This is a genomic window from Micrococcus sp. HOU01 (assembly GCF_035609305.1).
GTDB classification, from domain to species: Bacteria; Actinomycetota; Actinomycetes; order Actinomycetales; family Micrococcaceae; genus Micrococcus; species Micrococcus luteus.
Genome location: NZ_CP141211.1, coordinates 1,684,515 through 1,706,577, shown reverse-complemented (window position 1 = coordinate 1,706,577; position 22,063 = coordinate 1,684,515). Strand labels below are relative to the sequence as shown.

The following is a 22,063-nucleotide window of genomic DNA, read 5'->3' as shown; positions in this document are numbered from 1 at the left end:
CGCAGGACCGCACGGAAGGACCCGTCGCATGAGCGTGTCGACCCCGCGTCCGTCCGGGTCCACGGCCCACCGGCCGGAGTACGTCGGCGTCGGCGGCCTCCGCACGGACCCCCAGGTCGCCGGTGCGGACTGGTGGCCCATCCTCGTGGGGACCCTCGGCTCCCTCCTCCTGGTGGCGGGCTCGTACTCCGTCGGCTGGCTGGCCTCGGCCTCCCCGATCAACCGCTGGCAGTGGCTGATTCCGTGGCGCACCCAGGAGACCGGCGTGCTGGCCGGCACGGTGCTCCTCACCCTTGGCTGCTGGGTGATGTTCTGGGCCTGGCTGCGGCTGGGCCAGACGATCCGCCCCTTCGGCCGCGGCGCCCTGCGCACGGTCAACCTCGCCACCGTCCTGTGGTGCCTGCCCCAGGTTGTGGCCCTGCCGATCTTCAGCCGGGACATCTTCGCCTACGTGGGACAGGGCCGTCTCATGGAGGCGGGGCAGGACCCCTACGTGGACACGATCTCCTCGCTGTCCAACTGGTTCCAGCTCGGAGCGGACGCCACCTGGGCGGACTCCGAGACCCCGTACGGTCCGATCTTCCTGTGGATCGAGCAGGCCGTCGTCGCGATCTCGGGGGACATGAACCCGGACCTGGCGATCTTCCTGTTCCGCCTGGTGGCGGTGGCCGGCGTCGCGCTGATCATGGTCTTCGTGCCGCTGCTCGCCCGCAGGATGGGCGTCAACGATGCGTGGGCGCAGTGGATCAGCGTCGCCAACCCGCTCTTCACCATCAGCTTCGTCGCGTCCGGGCACAACGACGCCCTCATGGTCGGCCTCGCCCTGGCCGGCACGTGGTGCGCGCTGCGCGCCGGGCATCCGCTCCGCCCCCAGCGGCCCGGGCAGTCCGTCGCGTGGGGGGTGGCCGGCGTCGTGCTGGTCACCCTATCCCTGGGCATCAAGCCCATCACCCTCGTGCTGCTCCCGTTCATCGGCCTGCTGTGGGCCGGCCCGACGGCCCGATGGCCGCGCCGGTTCGCCTTCTGGGCCCTCACCGCCGGGATCTCCTTCGGCCTCATGGCCCTGGTGGGTGTGCTCAACGGCTTCGGCTTCGGCTGGGTGGCCGTCATGGTCGGCACGGGCACGGGCACCGTGCCGTGGGGGCCGATCGGCATGCTGTCCCTCATCACGGTGGGGGCGAGCGAGCTCCTCGGACAGGGGGCGGACGTGCAGGCCGTCGAGGGCGTGTACAAGACCGCCGGACGCGCGCTCTCGGTGCTCATCGTGCTGGCCCTGATGTTCCTCGGCCGCCAGGACCGCGTGATGACGCGCATGACCTGGGCGTTCACCGCGCTGGTGATCCTCTCGCCGATCATCCAGCCCTGGTACCTGCTGTGGCTGCTGCCGTTCTTCGCCGTGATCGGCATTCGGGACAACTGGCAGATCAAGTGGGTCGTGTTCACGGTCGGCTACTTCCTGGCGTTCGGCGCGTCGGACCAGCTCTTCACCTGGCAGTTCCTGGACATCGCGGACCAGGTCAAGGCCGTGTCCCTGATCGTCTCCGCCGTGTGTCTGCTGTGGATCCTCGTCGTGGACCGCCGCACCAGCCGGTTCGTGAAGGACCACTGGCACGTGCGCCCCGCCGTGCGCGCCGGCCTGGCCCGGCTCCGTGGCGCCCCTCGACCCGTGGAGCCGGGGGAGTGAGGCCCGCCGCCCCCGCGACGACCGACGCCCGACGGCCCCGTCCGAGCCGCGCGGCGGCGCAGCCCGAGCCGGAGGCGGCCGTCCGCCGGGGCACGTGGGCGTCCGTGCTCATCACGGCGGGCTCCTGGGGTGTGGGATGGCTGCCGATGACGCCCGACTCGGTGTTCTCCGGCACCACCCTGCTCAACCCGCTGCGGGTCTACCTGCCCGGCGTGCTGCTCAGCACCGTGCTGCTGGCCGCCGGCTCGCTGCTCCTCGTCCGATCCTGGCTCGAGCTGGGCCGCGCGCTGCGGGGCCGCTGGGAGGAGCACGGCCGGCTGGTGGCCCACGCCGCCTGGTGGTGGTCCGCCCCGCTGATGCTCGCGCTGCCGATCTTCTCCCGCGATGTGTTCTCCTACCTCCAGCAGGGCCGGCTCCTCGCGTCGGGTCTCGACCCGTACTCCCAGGGCGTGTCCGCTCTGCCCGGCTGGTTCATGCAGGGGGCAGACTCCATCTGGGCCGAGTCCCCGTCCCCCTACGGGCCGCTGTTCCTGCTGTTCGCCGAGACGACGTGGCGGGCCACGGGCGGCACCATCGAACTGTCCGTCACGGCGTTCCGCCTCCTCGCCCTGGCGGGCCTGGCACTGTGCCTGTGGGCGGTGCCGCGGCTGGCCGCCGTCGCGGGCCGCTGCGGGCCGTGGGCCACGTGGGTGGCCGTGACGAACCCGTTGTTCCTGCTCTACATGATCGCCGGCGCGCACAACGACGCGCTGATGTCGGGGCTGATGCTCGCGGGCATCCTGCTCATGGTCCGCCCGCCCCGCCGCCGCGTGCATGCGCTGTGGGGGATCGTGCTGATCGCCCTGTCCGTCGCGATCAAGCCCCTGACAGCCCTCGTGCTGCCCTTCGTGGCCCTGCTCCTGCCCACCGGCTGGGCCCGGTTCCGTGCGGCCGATCCGCGCCTGCGCCGGCGGGACCGGCTCGGCCCCTGGTTCACGACGGCGGTGATCTCCCTGGCCGTCCTCACGATCCTCGGCGCCGGCTCCGGCCTCTGGTTCGGCTGGGTGCCGGCCATGCTCACGAGCGGGGACGCGGCGTTCCCGTATGCCCCCGTGGGCCTGCTCGGCCTGCTGCTCGGCGCGATCGTCGAAGCCGTGACGCCCCTGGGGGCGCGCGACGTGGCCGCGGCCTTCTACACCGCGATGACGGTGGCAGCCCTCGGCTTCACGGCCTGGCTGGCCCTGCGCCGCCGGCCCCTGGACCCGGTGTTCAGCGCGGCGGCCGTGCTCGTGGTGGCCGTCGCCACCGCCCCGATCATCCAGCCGTGGTACCTGCTCTGGGTCCTGCCGCTGATGGCGTGCGCCCTCCGCCCGCTGCCGTGGGGCGCAGACCATCCCCGCTGGCTCGGGTGGGTCACCGCGCTCGCGGTGCTGCTGCTCACCGGCGTCGGCGTGGTGGACCAGCTCTCCGTGGCGCAGTGGCTGCCCGTCCTGGCCGTCCGCGTGTTCACCCTCGTCCTGATGCTCGCGGGGATCGGATGGATCATCCACCGCGATCCCGTCACCGCGCCCCTGTTCCCCGGGCGGCGGCGTCCTCCCCTGGAGGTGGTCGAGCCGCGGGCCACGGCGGCATCGCAGACGCCTCCGGAGGCAGGCGTGCCGCCGGACGCACCGCCCGACGGGCCGCCGTCGACCGCCGCGCACCCCGCCTCCTCGTCCACCCGCATCCCCCAGGAGAGACCGTGACCTCCCACCCCCGCAGCCCCGCCCCGACCCGCCCGAGCGCCCGCTGGGTCGGCCTGCTCGTCGCCCTGACCGTGGTGGCCGCCGCCGTCGGCGTGCTGACCAAGCAGTGGTGCCGCGTGAACGGCTGGGCGGCCCCCGGCGTGCACGCGCACATGTGCTATTCGGACTTCGCCCAGCTGTTCCCCACGCGCGGCCTCTCCGACGGCCACTTCCCCTTCTACACGCCGCTGCCGCCCGAGCAGTGGATGGAGTACCCGGCGTTGCTGGCCGTGATCGCGGGCGTGACCATGTGGCTCGTGCCCGCCTCCGGCGACCTGCACGAGCGCACCGTGACCTACTTCGACGTGAACGCGATCGGCGTGGTGCTCTGCTGGATCGTGCTGGTCGTCGCGACCGCGTACACCGCCCGCGGTCGCTCCCGGGACGCCCTGCTCGTGGCCCTGGCCCCGGGGATCATCCTGACCTCGATGCTCAACTGGGACCTGTGGGCCGTGATGCTGGCCGCCCTGGCCCTGTGGGCGTGGACGGCGGGCCGTCCGACACTCGCCGGCCTGCTCATCGGGCTCGGCACCGCCACGAAGCTCTACCCGCTGTTCTTCTTCGGCGCGATCTTCGTGCTGGCGCTGCGCACGGGCCGCTGGGCCGGGTTCGTGAAGGCGGCCCTGGCCGGGGCCGCGGCCTGGCTCGCGGTGAACCTCCCGTTCATGCTGACGGCGTTCGACCAGTGGTCGCGCTTCTACACGTTCTCGGGGGACCGCGCGGTCTCCTTCTCCTCGACCTGGCTGGCGCTAGCCTGGACAGGATGGTCCGGGGAGACGTTCACGACGCTTCAGAACGGCCTGTTCCTGGTGTGCTGCGCGGGGATCGCCTACCTCGCCCTCGCGGCGCGGCACCGTCCGCGCATGGCCCAGCTGTGCTTCCTGATCGTGGCGTCCTTCATCCTGTGGGGGAAGGTGTACTCGCCGCAGTTCGTGATGTGGCTGATCCCGCTCGTGGTCCTCGCGACGCCGCGGTGGCGCGCGTTCTGGGTCTGGCAGGCCGTGGAGGTCTACCACTGGGGCGGGGTGTGGATGGAGTCGGCGCGCATCACCTCCGACGGGGCGTTCGCCGGCGGCGCCTGGTGGATCACCGCCTGGTATGCCTCGGGCATCGTGGCGCACATCGTCGCCCTCGTGTGGCTCATGACCACGGTGGTCAAGGACATCCTGGACCCCGTCCGCGACCCGGTGCGCCGCACCGCCCTCGACCAGGGGGCCCCCGAGATCGCCCCGGGGGTGGCGGAGGACCCGCACGCCGGCGTCTTCACCGGTGCCCGTGACCGACTGCTCCTGCCCCCGGCCGGACGCGGCCTGCAGCCACTCGGCGAGTCCGCGGGCCGCTGACGGCGGAGCGGGTCCGCCGGCGCCGTGGGGCGCCGCTCAGCGGTGCTCGAGGTACGTCGTGCAGGTGGGCGAGACCGCGCGGTCCGGCTGGTGCAGGACGACGACGTCGCGCGCGGACCAGACCCGCTCGAAGCCCAGCCGCTCGGCGCGGGCCAGCGCCTGCTCCGGGGTGAGGGGGTCCCAGCCGCCGAGCTCGGGCACCGAGGTGTCCACGATCATCCACGTGGCCAGCTCGTCGCCGATGTCCCCGTGCAGTCCCACATAGGTGCGGGCCGTCAGGTGCGGCACGGCGTTGTCGGCGGCCTCGACGCACACCCCGTCCGGGATCAGCCCGACCGCGTGGTCGAGGTCGCGGGCGTGCTGCGTCGTCGTCATGTCGCCGACGATCGTGCGGTGCAGCGGGTACACCTGCGGGAAGAACGCGGTGCCGATCAGACCGGCGGCCAGTGCCGCTGAGACGAGGACGGCGGGCAGCCGGCGCAGCGCGTCCCGGCGTCCGGCCAGCCGGTGGGCCGCCTCGAGCGCGGCCATGAGCAGCAGCGGGGCGAGGATCGCGTCGTACTGGTACACGGGGGCCCACACGTTGAGGCGGTCGTTGAACAGCCGCGAGAGCAGGATCGGCAGGGCCATCAGCGTGAGCGGGCTCAGGACCGGCAGGAACAGCAGCGGGACGAAGTGCAGGAGCCAGAGGGCCACCTTCAACGGGTGGTCGAACAGCACCGCGACGGCGTTCCACGGCTGGGTCAGCAGGAACAGGACCGAACTGCGCATGTCCGGGCCCAGGGCGGTGAACTGCCAGTAGCCGAACGCGCCGGTGGGGGAGTAGTGGGGGATCACCACGGACGTGGCGAACCAGTAGCCGAGCACGCCCAGGACGGCGGTGACCGCGGCCTGCGGCCAGAAGCGACGGATCGCCATCACCAGGGCCACGGCCAGCAGGGTCACGCCCATGTCCTCTCGGACCGTGAGCAGCAGCGCCGACAGGCCGGTGGCGAGCCACGCCCGCTGCCCGTCCAGGGCCCACACGAGCCAGGCGAGGATCGGCACGCCGAGGGTGACCTCGTGGAAGTCCCAGTTCACCATCGCCTGGAAGGGCCAGGAGAGCAGCAGGGCGGCGACGGCGGCCAGGGCCACCCCGTGTCCCGTGCGACGACGGGCGAACAGGTACACCGGCACGGCGGACGCGGTGAGGGCCAGGGCCATGATCACGCCGAGCATGCGGGGGTCCGGCCATACCCAGTAGAAGGGCGCCAGCAGCGCGAGGATCGGGTGGAAGTGGTCGCCGAGGATGTTGAAGTCCACGCCCTTGACGGAGCTGAGGGGGGCGTTGAACAGCGCGTACTGCCGCACCACCTGGTCGAAGATGCCCAGGTCGTAGCCCTTGGCCTCGTAGGTGGCGTACCGCAGGAAGGAGTGCGTCACGTACAGGACTGCGGCCGCGACGAGCAGGGCGGCCAGCTGGACGCCCTCGCGACGGGTCACACGGACCTCGAGGACGGCGGGTCGCGGGGCACGGAGCCAGGAGCGCAGACGGTTCAGGACGGTCTCCTTCGGGCGGGCGTCGGGCGTGCTCGGACGGCTCCGCCCCTGGTCTGGGTGCCCCAGGAGGGATTCGAACCCCCGACCGGCGGATTAGAAGGCCGCTGCTCTGTCCAGCTGAGCTACTGGGGCTGGGCCGTGTCAGTCTAACGGCCCCCGGCCGCGGCGCCGTCGGCTCCTGCACAGTCGCCCGGGGACCGCCGCGCGCCCCCAGACCGGCCCCGATCCTGCCGGGGTGCCCCGCGGTGGGGTTGTCTGGCCATGGCGGATCAGCCGATGCGCCGACGACCCGCCCCGGCGCCCACCGGGGCCCAGCCCAGGAGGCACACCATGCAGGACCTCATCACCGTGCGCGGCTTCGTGGCCACGGACCCCGCCACCCGCCACACCGCATCGGGGGCCGCCGTGACCGGCTTCCGCCTGGCCACCACCGAGCGGCGCTTCGACCGCGAGACCGCCGAGTGGGTGGACGCCCACACCAACTGGTACAGCATCTCGGCGTTCGGCCAGCTCGGCTCGAACACCGCCCAGTCCGTGAAGAAGGGCAACCCCGTGATCGTCACCGGTCGACTCCGGGTCCGCGACTGGTCCTCGGGCGAGCGCTCCGGCACGTCCGTGGACGTGGTGGCGGACGCCGTCGGGCTGGACCTGGGCTTCGGCTCGGCGGCGTTCCAGCGCAGCCAGCGCGCGGCCGTGCCGCGCCCCGAGTCGGCCCCGCGCGACGACGACGCGTCGGGCGGGCGGGCCGGCGCGGTCGGCGACGGGTTCAGCGCGGGCCTGCCGGACGGGTTCCAGGGTGGCGACGCCCCGGCCTCGCCCGGCCCGGACGAGTCGGACGCGGGCGCCCCCGGGCGCGAACCGGCGGCGGCCGGCGTCGCCTGACCACGGGGCGGCACGGAGCACGGAGGGGGAGCGGGCTCGGTGGTCGCGGGATCGGCACGATGAGTGGAATCCCGCGGCCACCGACTAGCCTGGGCCGCATGGCGGAATTCATCTACACGATGGTCAAGGCCCGCAAGAAGGTGGGCGACAAACTGATCCTGGACGACGTCACCATGTCGTTCTACCCCGGGGCGAAGATCGGCATGGTCGGCCCCAACGGCGCCGGCAAGTCGACGATCCTGAAGATCATGGCCGGGCTGGACGAGCCCTCGAACGGCGAGGCGCGGCTCTCTCCCGGCTACTCGGTGGGCATCCTGATGCAGGAGCCCAAGCTGGACGAGTCCAAGACCGTGCTCGAGAACGTCCAGGAGGGCGTCGGCGAGATCTACGGCAAGATCCAGCGCTACAACCAGATCTCCGAGGAGATGGCGAACCCGGACGCGGACTTCGACGCCCTCATGGAGGAGATGGGCGAGCTGCAGTCCGCCATCGACGCCGCGGACGCGTGGGACATCGACTCCCAGCTCGAGCAGGCGATGGACGCCCTGCGCACGCCTCCGGCCGACGAGCCGGTCACGAACCTCTCCGGCGGCGAGAAGCGCCGCGTCGCGCTGTGCAAGCTGCTGCTGGAGAAGCCCGACCTGCTCCTGCTCGACGAGCCCACCAACCACCTGGACGCCGAGTCCGTGCTGTGGCTCGAGCAGCACCTGGCCTCCTACCCGGGCGCCGTCATCGCCGTCACCCACGACCGGTACTTCCTCGACCACGTCGCGGAGTGGATCGCGGAGGTCGACCGCGGCCGCCTCTACCCGTACGAGGGCAACTACTCCACCTACCTGGAGACCAAGCGCGCCCGCCTCGAGGTGCAGGGCAAGAAGGACGCCAAGCTCGCCAAGCGCCTGGCCGAGGAGCTCGACTGGGTCCGCTCCAACACGAAGGGCCGTCAGGCGAAGTCCAAGGCCCGCCTGGCCCGCTACGAGGAGATGGCGGCCGAGGCCGAGAAGACCCGCAAGCTGGACTTCGAGGAGATCCAGATCCCGCCGGGCCCGCGCCTGGGCACCGTCGTGATCGAGGCCAAGGACCTGAAGAAGGGCTTCGGGGACCGCGTCCTCATCGACGGCCTGTCCTTCTCCCTGCCCCGCAACGGCATCGTCGGCGTGATCGGCCCGAACGGCGTCGGCAAGACCACCCTGTTCAAGACCATCGTCGGCCTCGAGCCCCTGGACGGCGGCGAGCTGAAGATCGGCGAGACCGTGAAGATCTCGTACGTGGACCAGTCCCGCTCCAACATCGACCCCGAGAAGTCGCTGTGGGAGGTCGTCTCGGACGGCCTGGACTACATCAAGGTCGGCAACGTCGAGATGCCCTCGCGCGCCTACGTGTCCGCGTTCGGCTTCAAGGGCCCGGACCAGCAGAAGAAGGCCGGCGTGCTCTCCGGCGGTGAGCGCAACCGCCTGAACCTGGCCCTGACCCTCAAGGAGGGCGGCAACCTGCTGCTCCTCGACGAGCCCACCAACGACCTCGACGTGGAGACCCTGACCTCCCTCGAGAACGCGCTGCTCGAGTTCCCGGGCTGTGCGGTGGTCGTCTCCCACAACCGCTGGTTCCTGGACCGCGTGGCCACCCACATGCTGGCCTACGAGGGCACCGCGGAGGACCCGGCCAACTGGTACTGGTACGAGGGCAACTTCGAGTCCTACGAGGCCAACAAGGTCGATCGGCTCGGCCCCGAGGCCGCCCGCCCGCACCGGATGACGCACCGCAAGCTCACGCGCGACTGAGCCGACGCGCCCCCGGGCGCCGCGCCGACGACGGCCCGCCGCGATCACGTGATCGCGACGGGCCGTCGTCGTGTCGGGGCGGGGTCCACGTCGACCACGACGAACGGTGCGCGCGGCGCGGACGGCGAGCCGCCTCACCCATGGCAGGGCCCGATCGGCAGTCTCACCCCCTGCGAACCCGCCGGGTCAGCGCCGCCAGCTGCGGCGCAGCACCGTCCGCAGGGCCATGCGCTGGGCCGCGCCCCGGGCCCGTGCCCGCCGGGCGGCGGCCCCCTCGGGCAGGCGGATCATGCCCTCCTGGGCGACCGTGGCCACGAGCGTCCCGTCCTCGGTGAACACGGCGCCCGTGCCGAGGCCGCGCGCGCCCTGGGCGCTGGGGGAGTCCTGGACGTAGAGCAGCCACTGGTCGACGCGGGCGGGCCGGTGGAACCACATCGCGTGGTCGAGGGAGGCCACGGACATGCCGGGCTGGATCCAGGCGACGCCGTGCTGCCGCAGGATCGGCTCGAGGAGCGTGTAGTCCGAGGCGTAGGTGAGCGCCGCCAGGTGCAGCGCGGGGTCGTCCGCCAGGGGCGTGAAGGTCTTCATCCACACCATGTTGCAGTTCTCGGTCTCGGCGGCCGGCTCCACATAGATGGCCGGGGTGACATGGCGGATGTCGAACGGCCGGGACCAGGCCCACTCCTGGGCCACGGGGTGGTTGATGGCGCCCAGCACGTCCGCCGTCGTGGGCAGGTCCTCGGGCCGGGGCACTCCCTCCGGCATGGCCACCTGGTGGTCCAGCGCGCTGCCGGCGGGCTCCTGGAAGGAGCAGGTCAGGGCGAGGATGGCCTTCTCGTTCTGGGAGGCCAGCACCCGGCGGACGGAGAAGGAGCGGCCGTCCCGCAGCGTCTCGACGGTGAACGTGATGGGCTGCAGCGCGTCCCCGGGGCGGATGAAGTAGCCGTGGAGCGAGTGGGCGGAACGGGCGGCCGGCACCGTGCGGGAGGCGGCCGCCAGCGCCTGGGCGAGCACCTGGCCGCCGAACACCCGGCCGTGCGTCTGCCGGGGGGTCGTGCCCGTGAAGCGGACCTGACCCGTCACCGGGTCCGGCGCGGCCGGCGTCAGCTCCAGGATCCCCCGCAGCGTTTCGGTGGGGTCCTTCGGGGCCGAGGCCGGGCGGACCGGTGCGTGACCGGGGCGGGGACGGGGATGGCGCTGCGGCACGAACGGCTCTCCTTCGACATGGATGGACCCGCGACGGCGGGGCGGCCCGGGACGCGACGGACCTGGGACAATGCTTGCATGACCGAGCACCCCGCCGCCGCCCCCGTCCTCCGCTTCGTCGACGACCGCGCTGTGCGGGACCTCGAGCAGCTGGCCAGCCGCGCCCGGCGCGTCGCCGACACGGGCATGCGTTTGCACGTCGTGCCTGAGGCGGGGCGCTCCCGCACCCCGATGCTCGCCCAGTGGGTCTCCGTGCTGCAGCCGGCCGGGCTCGGAGACGGGGTGCCCGTCGTCCTGGGGCTGCGCACCGTGCCCCTGGCGACCGCCCACGGCGTGGCGGACCTGGACGCCGTCGTCGCCTTGGGCTCCGTCACCGAGCGCACCGCGCGGATGCGCGGCCAGGACCCCGTCGACCTGGCATTCGCCGTGCCGCCGGGCCGCGAGCACGTCACCTGGACCGCGCTGACCCCGCCCCGCGGCGGCTGGACGCCCGTGGCCGAGGTCGCCGATGAGGAGCTGGCCGAGGTGGCCACGCGCGGCGCCGACGCCGTGCGGGACGCCCTGCCCGAGAACCCGGGGGAGGCGCTGGTCCGCAGGGTCCGGGCGCAGATGTGGGGACCCCTGCTCGGGGGCGAGGCGCTGCAGTTCCCGGCCGGCATGGCCTTCGGCGCGCACGCGCTGGGCTTCCTGCGGCCCGGCGGCCGCGCCCGGCTCAGCACGGCGGGGTCGTGGACGCGCCTGGACACCCCCGGCGGCTTCGTGCTGGGCCGCCCCGCCATGGCGGTGTGAGCCCGCGCCCGGCGCGTCGAAATCGCAGCCGGGCGGCCGGTCAGGCCGAGTTCTGCAGGGAGTGGGCGGCCCGCTCCAGATAGTCCCAGAGTTCGGCCTCGTGCAGCGGGGACAGGCCCAGCGTGTCGACGGCGGCGCGCATGTGCCGCAGCCATGCGTCGCGCGCGGCCGGGTCGATCCGGTACGGGGCGTGGCGCATGCGCAGGCGGGGGTGGCCGCGCTCCTCGGAGTACGTCCGCGGTCCGCCCCAGTACTGCTCCAGGAACATGAGCAGCCGACGCTGGGCGCCCTCGAAGTCGTCCTGCGGATACATCGGGGCGAGGATCTCGTCCTCACGCACGCGGGCGTAGAACTCGGCGGTCAACCGGTCGAACGTCGGGCGGCCGCCGACGGCGTCGTAGAAGCTGGTGGCCTGACCGGGCGCGGCCGGGGCTGCCGGGGTCGCGCCGGCGGGGCCCGCCGTGGCGTCGCGGGCGCGCACCTGGTCCACCGGGGCGGGGGTGCCCTCGTGCATCACCGGCTCGACCTCGGTGGGCCGCTCCGCCAGGCCCGTCACACGGGACGGGCCCTTGGCGACGCGCGGCCGCAGCACCGCCAGGGGGGCGCCCAGGCGCGCGGAGTGGTCCGGCAGCGTCGGCGTGCCGGTGGGCGGGGCCTCGGGGCGGGCCGGCTCGACGGCGACCGGGGCCGAGAGCGAGTTCGCGATGAAGCACAGCCGGTGCGCCTCGGCGTGGAGGGCCTCGGCCCGCTCCCGGTCGGCCTCGTCCTGCAGCGTGACCTCGGGCCGCAGCGTGATCGCGGTGAACCGACCGGCGCCGTCGCCGTCCACCTCGAGCTCGCCCTCGACCCCGCACGTCATCCCCGTGACCACGACCCCGGAGGTCGCCGCGACATGGAGGTACGAGAGCACGTGACACTCGGCGAGCGCGCCGAGCAGGAGGGTCTCCGGGTTCCACTTCGAGTCGTCGCCGCGGAAGGGGCGGGCGGCCGAGGCCTGGATCTCGCCGACAGCGGCGTCCTGGATCACCACGGAGCGGTCGTAGTCGCGGACGCCGGAGGTGCCCGAGCCGCGGTCGCCCGTCCACTCGGTGCGCAGGGAGAAGGTGTGCTTCATGGGTTCCAGCCTAGCCAGCCCGCGCCCCGACAGCGGCCGGGGAGGTGCTGGAGGGCATCTTCCGTGGAATACCCACCAGCAGCACCGCCCCGCAAGCGCCGGCAGAGGCGTCAGCCGCCGTCCGGCTCAGGCCCCGGCGTGGACCTGATGCACGTGCGCCGTCGCGTGCTCGCGCGCGGCCAGGGCGCGGACAGTCTCGTCCCGGCCCTCGGCGAGGACGCGGGACAGCCCCGCGCGGGTGCCGGCCAGCCGCTCGGACAGGGCGGTGGCGCGGTCGGCGATCTCCCGGGTGACCTGGGCGGTCGGGTAGCCCAGCGTCGCGGCGGTCTCGGCCATCTCGTGAGAACGGGAGTCCCACATCGCCTCGACGCCCTCGAAGTAGGAGTCCGCGAAGGGCGCGATCAGCGCGGCGTCGTGGACCCGCGCGAACCCGATCAGGGCCTGGCGCTGCTCCGTGTTGGACAGCTCGCCGGCCATCACCCGCTCCCAGGCCGCGCGCTTCGCCTCGGCCGTCGGCACGGCGGCCCGGGCCTGGATCGCGGCGAGCGCGCCCGTGGCGGTCGCGTCGGCGCGCTCGGCCTCGGCGATCTCGGCCTCCCCGGCGCGGCCGGCCGCCACCAGCGCGGTGAGCAGCTCCCAGCGCAGGTCCGTGGTGAGGTCCAGCCCGGGCACGGTGCGGGTGCCGTCCACGAGGGCGGCCAGGCGGTCCAGCTGCGCCGTGGTGCGCGCGTGCAGGGCGAACGCCTTGACGAACTGCAGCTGGTTGTCCGAGCCGTCCTCGGCCTCCGCGACCAGGCCCCACAGACGGTCGGCCGCCGCGACCCGCACGGCCTCGGCCTGGTCCTCGGGCAGGTACAGGCCGATCGCCGTCGCGAGCTGGCGCAGCAGCGTCTGCACCACGGAGGAGTCCCGCTCGTGGCCGACGTTGGCGAGGACGAGGTCGACGAACCAGGCGGCGGAGGCCTCGCCGTCGCGCACGGTGTCCCAGGCCGCCCCCCACAGCAGCGTGCGCGCCAGGGAGCCGTCCACATCCTTCAGACGCGTGGACGCGGCCTCCCACGAGGCGTCGTCGAGGCGCAGCTTGGCGTAGGCCAGGTCGTCGTCGTTGGGCAGGATCACGGCGGGACGACGGCGGCCGGCGGCCTCGACGACCTCGGTCACCTCCCCGGCCACGTCGAGCTCGAAGCGCTCGGTGCGGATCAGGCGGCCGGTGGCCTCGTCCACGTCGTAGAAGCCCACGGCCAGACGGTGGGGGCGGAGCACGTCGTCGCCGGGCGCCGACGGTGAGCCGTCCGGGGCGCTCTGGCGCAGACGCAGCGCGGTGATGGTGCCGGCCTCATCCGTCTCCACCTCGGTGCGCAGCGTGTTCACGCCCGAGGTCTCGAGCCACACGCGGGTCCATTCGGACAGGTCGCGGCCGGACGCGGCCTCGAGCTCGGTCATGAGGTCCGGCAGCTCGGTGTTGCCCCACGCGTGCTGGGCGATGTACGCGCGGACGCCGGCCATGAAGTTCTCCTGGCCCACCCAGGCCACGAGCTGGCGCAGCACGGAGGCGCCCTTGGCGTAGGTGATGCCGTCGAAGTTGACGAGCACGTCGTCGAGGTCGCGGATCCGGGCCTTGATGGGGTGCGTGGAGGAGAGCTGGTCCTGACGGTAGGCCCAGTTCTTCTCCATGGAGGAGAAGGTGGTCCAGGCGCCGGTGTACTGCGTGTTCTCAGCGGCGGCGAGCGTGGACATGAACTCGGCGAAGGACTCGTTGAGCCACAGGTTGTTCCACCAGCGCATGGTGACCAGGTCGCCGAACCACATGTGGGCGAGCTCGTGGAGGATCGTGATGGCGCGGCGCTCGATCAGCGCCTCCGGCACGGTCCCGCGGAAGACGTACGACTCGAGGAAGGTCACACAGCCGGCGTTCTCCATCGCGCCGGCGTTGAACTCGGGCACGAACAGCTGGTCGTACTTCTCGAACGGGTAGGCGTGGCCGTACTGGGCCTCGAAGAACTCGAATCCCTGGCGGGTGAGCTCGAAGACGTTCTCCGCGTCCAGGTGCTCCACCAGCGACGCGCGGCAGTAGACGCCGAGGGGGATCGTGCGGCCGTCGGCGCTGGTCAGCTCCGAGTGCACGGAGGCGTACGGGCCGGCGACGAGCGCGGTGATGTAGGAGGAGATGCGCGGGGTGGGCTTGAACTCCCAGACCGCGGCGTCCACCCCCTGCGGGTTCTCCTCGTTCGCCACGACGCCGAGGGTGCGGCGGGAGGCTTCCGGCTGGTTAGACACCACGGCCCAGTGCGCCGGCGCGATCACCTTGAAGCGGAACGCGGCCTTGAGGTCGGGCTGCTCGAACACCGCGAACATGCGGCGGGAGTCCGGCACCTCGAACTGGGTGTAGAGGTAGACCTCCTGGTCCACGGGGTCCACGAACCGGTGCAGGCCCTCGCCGGTGTTGCTGTAGTCCCCGAGCCCGTCGACCACGAGGGTGTTCTGCGCCGCCAGCGGGCCGATCCGCAGTCGGGCGCCGTCGAAGTCCGCCACGTCCAGCGCCTCGCCGTTGAGGGTCACCGTGGGAGCCTGCTCCGCCACGAAGTCGATCCACGTGTGGGTGCCCACCGCGTCCTGCGTGGCCGCGAACGTCACGGTGGTGGCCGTGTGGAAGTGCTCCGCTCCGCGGGTGAGGTCCAGGCTCACTTCGTACGCGTCCACGGTGAGGGCGGCCGCGCGCGCGGCGGCCTCTTCGCGGGTGATGTTCATGGCGGCGGCGGTGGTCACGGTCGGACTCCTCCTGGGGTCGGGTGGATGCGGCACGGCCGGGCGCCTGTGATGGGGGCCATGGCACGGTGCTCCCCAGTGTGCCACCTGGCCCGGGCGTCGTGGACGGCCGCGTCAGGGCGGGCCGGCCGGCGTGCTCAGCCCCCGATCTCGGCCAGTCGGGTCGCCGCCGCACGCAGCACCTCAGCCACCTCGGGCACGCGTGCCGGTGGCATCCGCTGCTCGGCCGCCGAGGCCGTGAGGGACACCTGGGGGATGCTTCCCATCCGCGCCGGGACGCCACAGGCGACTCCGGCCACCCCGGGCACGACCGGCACACCGCCGCACCACCCCTGCTCGTCCATCTGACGCAGCAGGGTGTCCAGCAGGTCGTGCAGGGCCCCGTCATCCGTCAGGTTCCAGCGGCGGGGAGGCCGGGCGACGACCGCGTCCACCTCCGCTCGCCGGCGCTCGGGCGGCAGGGCGGCCAGGAGCGCGATGCCGGCGTACCCGGCGGCAAGCCTCTTGACCTCGCCGACCTCCACGGTGAAGACGCGCACGGGGGAGTCGCCGTCGCATCGCAGGAGGTAGGCCACTCCGCCCGCAGCCCGTGCCGCCAGGTAGACCGTGTCCCCCAGCTCGTCCGCGGCGGCCTGGACCACGGCCCGGCTGGCCTCGCGTTCGATCAGGCACCGCGGCGTCACCGGTTCGAACCCGACCGGGCCCCACCGATCACCGAGCGCATAGGCGGCCCCGCGCCGGGTCACGGCACCCTGCTCCGCCAGGTCGGCCAGCAGTCGATGGGCGGTGGGCTGGGGCAGACCCGTCCGCTGGACGAGCTGGCTCAGCCGCAGGCCGGCGGGTCCGGCCTCGTGCAGCAGGCGCATCACGAGGGCGGCACGGGGCAGGACGCCGGTGGGTGGGGTCATAGGGGTCACCGGTCCATCGTGCCGCAGCTCCGGCGTCGGAGCCAGTTCCATCTGATGGACTCAATGATTGCCGCCACCGCTTGCATTCTGAGAAATACACGCGCCATGATGGGGAATGTAGGGCGCGTCACATCGCAGGTGTCGGGCCCCATAGTCCACATATCGGTTTCAAGAAGGAGCCCCATGCCACTGACCGCATCGACCGTCACGCGCACCGTCAGCGTGGACGGTGCCTCCGTCACCTGCCACGACTCGGTGACACCCGGGGAGCTCGACCGGCCTCTCGTGCTGGTCCACGGCACGGGTGGGACAACCGCCTCGCACTTCGGCCACCTGTTCCCGATGATGGCCACGCGGACGCGCGTCATCGCCGTCGACTGGGCACCGCCGGCCGACCCCGCCGCGGACCTGACCGTCGACCTGCTGGTCGGCCAGGTGCGGGCCGCCGTCGACGAGCTCCTCGGCCCCGACGCCGCGTTCGACCTGCTGGGCTACTCGCTCGGCGCCGTCGTGGCCGGGCAGCTGGCCGCCGACCTCGGTCGCCGTGTGGAGAACCTCGTGCTCGTGGCCGGCTGGGCGACGACGGATGTCCACCAGCGCCTGCGCAACGAGGTCTGGCGGCACCTGTACGCCACGAGCCCTGATGCCCTGGCCCGTTACACGGCCTTCTGCGGCCTGTCCCCGCTGGCCCTGCGCTCCCTGACCCCGGCCATGCTCGACGGGGCGCTCGCCTCCCTGACCGCGGACGAGTTCACCGCCCGGCAGATGGACCTGAACGCCCGCGTGGACGTCGCCGACCGTCTCTCCGCCGTCACCGCGCGGACACTGATCGTCTCCTGTGCCGAGGACATCATGGTCCCGCCCCATCACCAGTACGAGCTGCTCGGCATCATCGACGACGCGCGGCTGACGACCATGACGAGCGGCCACGCCTTCTTCCTCGAGCGCCCGGCCGAACTCATGCAGATCGTCGACCTGCACCTGCGCGAGCCCGACCGCCATCCGGCCGGCGCGATCATCCCCGAGACCCACGCCTGAGAGAGGGGCCAGCCATGACCACCACCACAACCACCACCACCGACGTGCGCCCCGCACCGCGCGACGAGTCCGCCGAGATCCTCATCATCGGCTCCGGATTCGCCGGCCTCGGCATGGGCGCCCAGCTGCGGCGTCACGGCCGCGAGGACTTCCTCATCCTGGACCGTGCCCAGCAGGTCGGCGGGACCTGGAGGGACAACACCTACCCGGGCGCCGCGTGCGACGTCCCGAGCCACCTCTACAGCTTCTCCTTCGCGCCGAACCCGCAGTGGTCGGGCTTCTACACACCGGGCCCGGAGATCCAGGACTACCTCGTGCGCTTCTCCGAGGACGAAGGCCTCACTCCGCACCTGCGTCTCGGGGCGGACATGCTCGAAGCGCACTGGGACCCCGAGACGGAGCGGTGGACGGTGCGGACTCCGCGCGGGGCCTACACGGGACGCTGGCTGATCACGGGCACCGGGCACCTCGCCGACCCCCGCCTGCCGGACGTTCCCGGTCTCGACGCCTTCGAGGGCGAGGTCATCCACTCCGCCCGCTGGGACCACACGGTGGACCTGACGGGCAAGCGTGTCGCCGTCGTCGGCACCGGCGCCTCCGCGATCCAGGTCATCCCCGAGCTGGCGGCGACGGCGGCCGAGCTCGTCGTCTTCCAGCGCACCCCCGCGTGGGTCACCCCCCGTGTGGTCAAGCCGTACTCCGCGGCCGTGCGGCGCATGTTCGAGCGCGCCCCGCACACCATGCAGCGCGAGCGCGACGACATCTTCTGGTTCGCCGAGTCGAGCTATGCCCAGCGCCGCGGTGTGCCGACCGCGCTGGACCATGTCCGGTCGCAGGCCCTCGGGCACCTGGCCGCCGCGGTCTCGGACCCCGAGCTCCGTGAGCGCCTCACGCCGCGGTACCTGCCGGGCTGCAAGCGTGTGCTCGTCTCCAACGACTACTACCCGGCCATGGCCCGGGACAACGTCACTTTGGAGGACAGCGCGCTGGACCGCGTCGAGGGGAGCCGGCTGTTCGGCGTGAGCGGTCAGGGGTACGAGGTCGACGTCGTCGTCCTCTGCACCGGCTTCGAGGCGGCCCAGCCGCCGTTCGCCGACCGCGTCCACGACGGTGAGGGCCGTTCCCTGGCCGATCACTGGAGCAGCGGCATGGCGGCGTTCGACTCCACGGCCGTGGCGGGATTCCCGAATCTGTTCGCCATCAACGGGCCGAACACCTCGCTGGGGCACAACTCGATCGTCTACATCATCGAGTCGCAGATCGCGTACATCTTGGAGGCCCTGGACCGGGCGGAGCACGAGGGGATCCGGACGATGGTCCCCGAGACACTCGCCCAGGAGGAGTACGTGGACCGTCTCCAGGAGCGGGCCGCCACCTCGGTGTGGCTCGTGGACGGCGGCTGCCACTCCTGGTACGTGGACCCCCGCTCGGGCAAGTTGACGCTGATCTGGCCCGACTACGCCTACGACTTCCGCGCCCGCAACGGCCACTTCACCGGGGAGGGCTTCCTCTCCTCGGCGAGCGGGGAGCCCGAGCCCATGCCGGTGCGCGAGCCCGAGCGATCGGTCGCGCTGATCTCGCCGGCCCGCCCCGCGGCAGGGGGTCGGGTGGGGCCGTCAGTAGACTGACCCCACCCGACCGTCGTCCTTCTGGAGGAGTCTGCGCATGCGCGTCCACATCGCCACCGACCACGCCGGCATGGAGCTGTCCGCCCACCTGGTGGAGCACCTCACCGCCGCCGGCTACGAGATGGTGGACCACGGACCCACCGAGTACGACGCGCAGGACGACTACCCGGGCTTCTGCATCAACGCCGCCCGCGCCGTCGTCGCCGACCGCGAGCAGGGGCTGGACTCGCTCGGCATCGTGCTGGGCGGCTCCGGCAACGGCGAGCAGATCGCCGCCAACAAGGTGGCCGGCGTCCGCGCCGCCCTGGCCTGGAACCTGGACACGGCGCGGCTGGCCCGCGAGCACAACGACGCGAACGTCGTGGCTGTCGGCGGTCGGCAGCACTCGCTCGAGGAGGCCACCGAGCTCATCGAGGCGTTCTTGGCCGAACCGTTCTCCCAGGACGAGCGCCACGTGCGCCGCATCGGGAAGATCGCGCACTACGAGACCACCGGAGAGGTGCTGATGTGAGTGCCTGAGGGCCACTCCGTCCACCGTCTCGCGCGCCAGTTCACCGACGTCTTCGGCGGCCGCCGGATCCGCGCCACGAGTCCGCAGGGCCGGTTCGCCGAGGGGGCCGCCCTGCTCGACGGCCAGGTCCTCGAGCGCGCCCGGGCCCACGGCAAGCACTTCTTCGCCGACGTCTCCGGCGGCCACGTGCTCCACGTCCACCTGGGCATGTACGGGGCGTGGACCTTCGGCGGGGATCAGGACTTCGCGGCCGCGTCCTCGATCGGTGCACCCCGCCGGATCGGCGAGCGGGAGGTCCACGACGACGGCGCCCCGGCCGCCGAGCCCGCCCGCGACGCCGACGGCTGGGTCCAGCCCCCGCCGCCGGCCTCCACGGTCCGCCTGCGCCTGCGCAGCGAGCACGGCTGGGCCGACCTGATCGGCGCGAGCCGGTGCCGCGCACTCACCCCGGCCGAGGCCGCCGATGTCGTCGCCGGTCTCGGTCCGGATCCGCTCAACGACGACGATCCCGCGCCGTTCTACGACCTCGCCCGGCGGACACGGCGGCCGATCGGCGTCGTGCTGATGGACCAGGCGGCCGTCAGCGGGATCGGCAACATCTTCCGGGCCGAGGCGCTGTTCCGGGCCGGCATCGACCCGTGGCGGCCGGCCCGGGAGGTCTCTGCACCTGACTTGGAATCCCTCTGGGCGGACAACGCCGCGCTCATGCGGGAGGGCGTGCGGCTCGGGCGGATCGTCACCACGCGGCCCGAGCACCGGCCGGGGATCCCTGCCGAAGCGGCCTGGCCCAAGCACGCGAACTACGTGTACCAGCGGCAGGGCCTGGCCTGCCTGGTGTGCGGGCGCGAGACGATCGTGGTGGAGGAGATGGCGGCCCGGAAGCTCTACCGGTGCCTCACCTGTCAGAGTTGAGGGGCCTGTGGCCGGCCCTGATCAGGCGACGGTGAGCAGCAGCGAGGCCAGGGCCGCGATGATCATCGAGTTGAACAGGAATCCGACCAGCGCGTGCTCACGGACCGCCGTGCGGGCGGCGCGACCGGAGAACTCGACGTCCTGGGCGCCCATCATGGTGGACAGCGTCAAGGACAGCGCCACGTAGTCCGAGAAGACCGGAGCGTCGGAGCCGCGGAAGCGGATCGGGGGAGCGGGGGACTCGCCCTCCGACCGAGATCTCTCCGGATCGTGCTGTGCCGTCAGCCGGGCGTAGCGCAACGCCTGGGCCAGGACGATGCTCGCCCAGGACGCGAGGACCGTGGCCACGGCCAGCAGGCGCATGGTGGGCACGGACCGGACCTCCGGCATCCACATCGAGATGACCACCACGAGCATCGCCATCACCGAGAAGGTGACGGTGTTGGCCAGCGTGCTCGACGCTCCCAGCATCAGGGCCCTCCAGCCGACCGGATGGACGGACTCCTTCGGGCCGCGGGAGCGCGTGCGCAGCAGCGCGTGCAGGTCTGTTGAGTCGCGGCGGCCGAGCCACCGGTGCAGCACCACCGTGTCCAGGGCGGAGTAGATCGACCACATCAGGCACAGCGTCATCAGTGCGGTCATCCAGGAGGCGCGCCGGGCTGTGCCGACGCCCAGCGCGTCGCCGAGGGGAGTGGTGATCACCAGGGTGCTCAAGCCGATCGCGACGGCGGCCGCCAGCATGGACAGGACGGTCATGCGCAGTGTGTCGTTCTCGACGATGCGGTGCCACCAGGGCCTCCCACGGACCTCGGTGGACGCCCCTCGATGCGTCTGCGCGGTGTTCTGCATGGGTCCATCCTGCAGATGGCCGGCACAGCGGTAAAGGAACCGGTGCGGACGACGACGCACCCGAGAAAGTCATGAGCCGGGCCATCGTGCGCACACGACGACCCGGCTCAGGGAATCTGGAGGGGATGACGGGAATCGAACCCGCGTAGCCAGTTTGGAAGACTGGGGCTCTACCATTGAGCTACATCCCCGCGGGGCCGCGCTCGGCGCGGACCAGCGGCTGACACCGTATCACGGCGGGCCCGCGTCGGCCGTGGGGGAAGAGGCATGATGCACGGCTCCCGTCCCGCCCTCCGCAGAACCGCGGCCGCCCTCGCCGGCCGTCATCCCCTGTCCCTGCGGGGCGCGACCGTCCTCGTGACAGGCGGCGCGTCCGGCATCGGACGACTGATCGCCCTGGGGGCCGCGCGCCGCGGCGCGGGCCGCGTCGACGTCTGGGACCTCGACCTGCAGGGGGCTGAAGCCGTCGCCGCCGAGATCCGGTCTCAGGGCACGGACGCCCGGGCCGAGCGCGTGGACGTGACGGACGCGGCCGCCGTCGAGGCCGCCGCCGCCCGCGCCGGAGAGGTGGACGTCGCCGTGAACAATGCGGGCGTGGTGACGGGCGCGCGCCTCGAGGACGCCACGGAGGAGGGCATCCGCCGCACCTTCGAGGTGAACGCGCTCGCGCCGTACTGGCTGACCCGGGCGGTCCTGCCCGGAATGCGGGCCCGGGACCGCGGGGCCGTGGTCACGGTGGCCTCGGCCGCGGGATTGGTCGGCGTCGCACGCCAGACGGACTATTCCGCCACCAAGCACGCCGCGGTCGGGTTCGCCGAGTCCCTCGCCGCGGAGCTCCGCAAGGACGGCAGCCGCGTCACCTCCCTGGCCGTCTGCCCCTTCTACATCGACACCGGGATGTTCGCGGGCGTGCGCAGCCGGGTGCCCTGGCTGCTGCCCGTGCTGGATCCGCACCACGTGGCGCAGGAGGTGCTGGACGCCGTCGAGGCCGGCCGCACCCGCCTGCTGCTCCCGCGCGCCGTCGGCCTGATCGCGCCCCTGCGCGCCCTGCCGGCGCCCGTCTTCGACCGCACGATGGACGTCCTCGGGGTCAACGCCACGATGGACGGCTTCACGGGCCGGCGATCGCGGCTTTTCGCGGGGCGCGAGACGGCGCGCTAGGATTCCACAGTCTGCCCTCGGGCAGTCCCTCGGGTGCCCGGCGAGCCTCCACCGCGTGAGCCCGCCGGCGTCGGGGACGACGGCGGGGTGTAGCTCAGCTTGGTAGAGCGCGCGCTTTGGGAGCGTGAGGCCGCAGGTTCAAATCCTGTCACCCCGACTCGACGTCAAGACCATCCACCACCACCAACA

The 22,063-nt window shown here is 72.6% G+C and carries 17 protein-coding genes, 3 tRNA genes and 1 pseudogene; 12 read left to right on the top strand and 9 right to left on the bottom strand.

The genetic code is table 11. The features are described 5' to 3' along the window. The first annotated feature begins 28 nt into the window (after nucleotides 1-28). From mptB (SOY78_RS07785) to SOY78_RS07775, 3 genes are all read left to right on the top strand, one after another. On the top strand, nucleotides 29-1,684 hold the full coding sequence (gene mptB / locus SOY78_RS07785) for a polyprenol phosphomannose-dependent alpha 1,6 mannosyltransferase MptB (protein WP_036384881.1): 1,656 nt from the start codon (nucleotides 29-31) through the stop codon (nucleotides 1,682-1,684). A gap of 146 nt (nucleotides 1,685-1,830) precedes the next feature. Then, nucleotides 1,831-3,408: a polyprenol phosphomannose-dependent alpha 1,6 mannosyltransferase MptB gene (gene mptB, locus SOY78_RS07780; RefSeq protein ID WP_324701399.1), complete on the top strand. Its 1,578-nt coding sequence runs from the start codon at nucleotides 1,831-1,833 to the stop codon at nucleotides 3,406-3,408. Next, nucleotides 3,405-4,790, top strand: a complete 1,386-nt coding sequence (locus SOY78_RS07775; protein ID WP_324701398.1) for a glycosyltransferase family 87 protein — start codon at nucleotides 3,405-3,407, stop codon at nucleotides 4,788-4,790. Before mptB (SOY78_RS07780) ends, SOY78_RS07775 begins: the two co-directional genes overlap by 4 nt. A gap of 36 nt (nucleotides 4,791-4,826) precedes the next feature. On the opposite strand, the gene SOY78_RS07770 is transcribed toward SOY78_RS07775, so the two are convergent. Together SOY78_RS07770 and SOY78_RS07765 are read right to left on the bottom strand one after the other, a co-directional pair. After that, entirely contained in the window at nucleotides 4,827-6,272 is a 1,446-nt protein-coding gene (locus tag SOY78_RS07770; protein ID WP_145950764.1) for a DUF2079 domain-containing protein, read from the bottom strand. Between the two features lie 115 nt (nucleotides 6,273-6,387). Continuing rightward, nucleotides 6,388-6,461 (bottom strand) — tRNA-Arg (locus SOY78_RS07765). A 198-nt stretch (nucleotides 6,462-6,659) separates the two neighbouring features. On the opposite strand from SOY78_RS07765, the gene SOY78_RS07760 reads away from it, so the two are divergent. Then, nucleotides 6,660-7,211 (top strand): single-stranded DNA-binding protein, encoded by a 552-nt coding sequence (locus SOY78_RS07760; RefSeq protein ID WP_036381125.1) that lies wholly within the window; start codon nucleotides 6,660-6,662, stop codon nucleotides 7,209-7,211. Between the two features lie 98 nt (nucleotides 7,212-7,309). After that, nucleotides 7,310-8,992: an energy-dependent translational throttle protein EttA gene (gene ettA, locus SOY78_RS07755; protein WP_324701397.1), complete on the top strand. Its 1,683-nt coding sequence runs from the start codon at nucleotides 7,310-7,312 to the stop codon at nucleotides 8,990-8,992. A gap of 186 nt (nucleotides 8,993-9,178) precedes the next feature. Here ettA and SOY78_RS07750 read toward each other — a convergent pair whose 3' ends face one another. Continuing rightward, nucleotides 9,179-10,198, bottom strand: a complete 1,020-nt coding sequence (locus SOY78_RS07750) for an acyl-CoA thioesterase (RefSeq protein WP_036341631.1) — start codon at nucleotides 10,196-10,198, stop codon at nucleotides 9,179-9,181. A gap of 78 nt (nucleotides 10,199-10,276) precedes the next feature. Here SOY78_RS07750 and SOY78_RS07745 point away from each other — a divergent pair, with 78 nt between their 5' ends. Further along, a complete protein-coding gene (locus SOY78_RS07745) occupies nucleotides 10,277-10,987 on the top strand; it encodes a hypothetical protein (protein WP_036381128.1) in 711 nt (236 codons plus the stop codon). Nucleotides 10,988-11,027: 40 nt separating this feature from the next. Here SOY78_RS07745 and SOY78_RS07740 read toward each other — a convergent pair whose 3' ends face one another. The 4 genes and pseudogenes from SOY78_RS07740 to SOY78_RS07725 all read right to left on the bottom strand — a co-directional run bounded on the left by SOY78_RS07740 (nucleotide 11,028) and on the right by SOY78_RS07725 (nucleotide 15,775). Beyond that, nucleotides 11,028-11,501 carry a globin gene (locus SOY78_RS07740; protein ID WP_167754995.1) on the bottom strand — a complete coding sequence of 158 codons (474 nt, stop codon included), beginning with the start codon at nucleotides 11,499-11,501 and terminating at the stop codon, nucleotides 11,028-11,030. A 216-nt stretch (nucleotides 11,502-11,717) separates the two neighbouring features. Next, nucleotides 11,718-12,101, bottom strand: a pseudogene (locus SOY78_RS07735) (OsmC family protein); the annotation flags it as partial. Nucleotides 12,102-12,227: 126 nt separating this feature from the next. Further along, nucleotides 12,228-14,849 (bottom strand): aminopeptidase N, encoded by a 2,622-nt coding sequence (gene pepN, locus SOY78_RS07730; protein ID WP_416383419.1) that lies wholly within the window; start codon nucleotides 14,847-14,849, stop codon nucleotides 12,228-12,230. 155 nt (nucleotides 14,850-15,004) lie between these two features. Beyond that, nucleotides 15,005-15,775: an IclR family transcriptional regulator gene (locus SOY78_RS07725; protein WP_250162096.1), complete on the bottom strand. Its 771-nt coding sequence runs from the start codon at nucleotides 15,773-15,775 to the stop codon at nucleotides 15,005-15,007. 183 nt (nucleotides 15,776-15,958) lie between these two features. Here SOY78_RS07725 and SOY78_RS07720 point away from each other — a divergent pair, with 183 nt between their 5' ends. The 4 genes from SOY78_RS07720 to SOY78_RS07705 are packed head-to-tail and all read left to right on the top strand — an operon-like array spanning nucleotide 15,959 to nucleotide 19,864. Beyond that, entirely contained in the window at nucleotides 15,959-16,813 is an 855-nt protein-coding gene (locus SOY78_RS07720; RefSeq protein ID WP_181816363.1) for an alpha/beta fold hydrolase, read from the top strand. Between the two features lie 14 nt (nucleotides 16,814-16,827). Next, a complete protein-coding gene (locus SOY78_RS07715) occupies nucleotides 16,828-18,441 on the top strand; it encodes a flavin-containing monooxygenase (protein WP_324701395.1) in 1,614 nt (537 codons plus the stop codon). Nucleotides 18,442-18,478: 37 nt separating this feature from the next. Further along, nucleotides 18,479-18,952: a ribose-5-phosphate isomerase gene (locus SOY78_RS07710; protein ID WP_250161882.1), complete on the top strand. Its 474-nt coding sequence runs from the start codon at nucleotides 18,479-18,481 to the stop codon at nucleotides 18,950-18,952. Then, nucleotides 18,953-19,864 carry an Fpg/Nei family DNA glycosylase gene (locus SOY78_RS07705; protein WP_250161881.1) on the top strand — a complete coding sequence of 304 codons (912 nt, stop codon included), beginning with the start codon at nucleotides 18,953-18,955 and terminating at the stop codon, nucleotides 19,862-19,864. It begins immediately after the preceding gene. 21 nt (nucleotides 19,865-19,885) lie between these two features. Here SOY78_RS07705 and SOY78_RS07700 read toward each other — a convergent pair whose 3' ends face one another. Both SOY78_RS07700 and SOY78_RS07695 read right to left on the bottom strand, forming a co-directional pair. After that, complete coding sequence (locus SOY78_RS07700) at nucleotides 19,886-20,713, bottom strand: DUF1345 domain-containing protein (protein ID WP_250161880.1); 828 nt, start codon at nucleotides 20,711-20,713, stop codon at nucleotides 19,886-19,888. A gap of 117 nt (nucleotides 20,714-20,830) precedes the next feature. Continuing rightward, nucleotides 20,831-20,904 (bottom strand) — tRNA-Gly (locus tag SOY78_RS07695). A gap of 76 nt (nucleotides 20,905-20,980) precedes the next feature. On the opposite strand from SOY78_RS07695, the gene SOY78_RS07690 reads away from it, so the two are divergent. Then, nucleotides 20,981-21,874 carry an SDR family oxidoreductase gene (locus SOY78_RS07690; protein WP_250161879.1) on the top strand — a complete coding sequence of 298 codons (894 nt, stop codon included), beginning with the start codon at nucleotides 20,981-20,983 and terminating at the stop codon, nucleotides 21,872-21,874. Nucleotides 21,875-21,957: 83 nt separating this feature from the next. Continuing rightward, nucleotides 21,958-22,031: transfer RNA gene (locus SOY78_RS07685), tRNA-Pro, on the top strand. The last annotated feature ends 32 nt before the right edge of the window (nucleotides 22,032-22,063 follow it).

Coding starts and splice junctions, on each gene's coding strand:
- pepN (WP_416383419.1), bottom strand. CDS start 14,849: ATGAACATCACCCGCGAAGAGGCCGCCGCGCGCGCGGCCGCCCTCACC.
- mptB (WP_036384881.1), top strand. CDS start 29: ATGAGCGTGTCGACCCCGCGTCCGTCCGGGTCCACGGCCCACCGGCCG.
- SOY78_RS07700 (WP_250161880.1), bottom strand. CDS start 20,713: ATGCAGAACACCGCGCAGACGCATCGAGGGGCGTCCACCGAGGTCCGT.
- SOY78_RS07760 (WP_036381125.1), top strand. CDS start 6,660: ATGCAGGACCTCATCACCGTGCGCGGCTTCGTGGCCACGGACCCCGCC.
- SOY78_RS07745 (WP_036381128.1), top strand. CDS start 10,277: ATGACCGAGCACCCCGCCGCCGCCCCCGTCCTCCGCTTCGTCGACGAC.
- ettA (WP_324701397.1), top strand. CDS start 7,310: ATGGCGGAATTCATCTACACGATGGTCAAGGCCCGCAAGAAGGTGGGC.
- SOY78_RS07740 (WP_167754995.1), bottom strand. CDS start 11,501: ATGCACGAGGGCACCCCCGCCCCGGTGGACCAGGTGCGCGCCCGCGAC.
- SOY78_RS07725 (WP_250162096.1), bottom strand. CDS start 15,775: ATGACCCCACCCACCGGCGTCCTGCCCCGTGCCGCCCTCGTGATGCGC.
- SOY78_RS07720 (WP_181816363.1), top strand. CDS start 15,959: ATGCCACTGACCGCATCGACCGTCACGCGCACCGTCAGCGTGGACGGT.
- SOY78_RS07690 (WP_250161879.1), top strand. CDS start 20,981: ATGATGCACGGCTCCCGTCCCGCCCTCCGCAGAACCGCGGCCGCCCTC.
- SOY78_RS07715 (WP_324701395.1), top strand. CDS start 16,828: ATGACCACCACCACAACCACCACCACCGACGTGCGCCCCGCACCGCGC.
- mptB (WP_324701399.1), top strand. CDS start 1,831: ATGACGCCCGACTCGGTGTTCTCCGGCACCACCCTGCTCAACCCGCTG.
- SOY78_RS07710 (WP_250161882.1), top strand. CDS start 18,479: ATGCGCGTCCACATCGCCACCGACCACGCCGGCATGGAGCTGTCCGCC.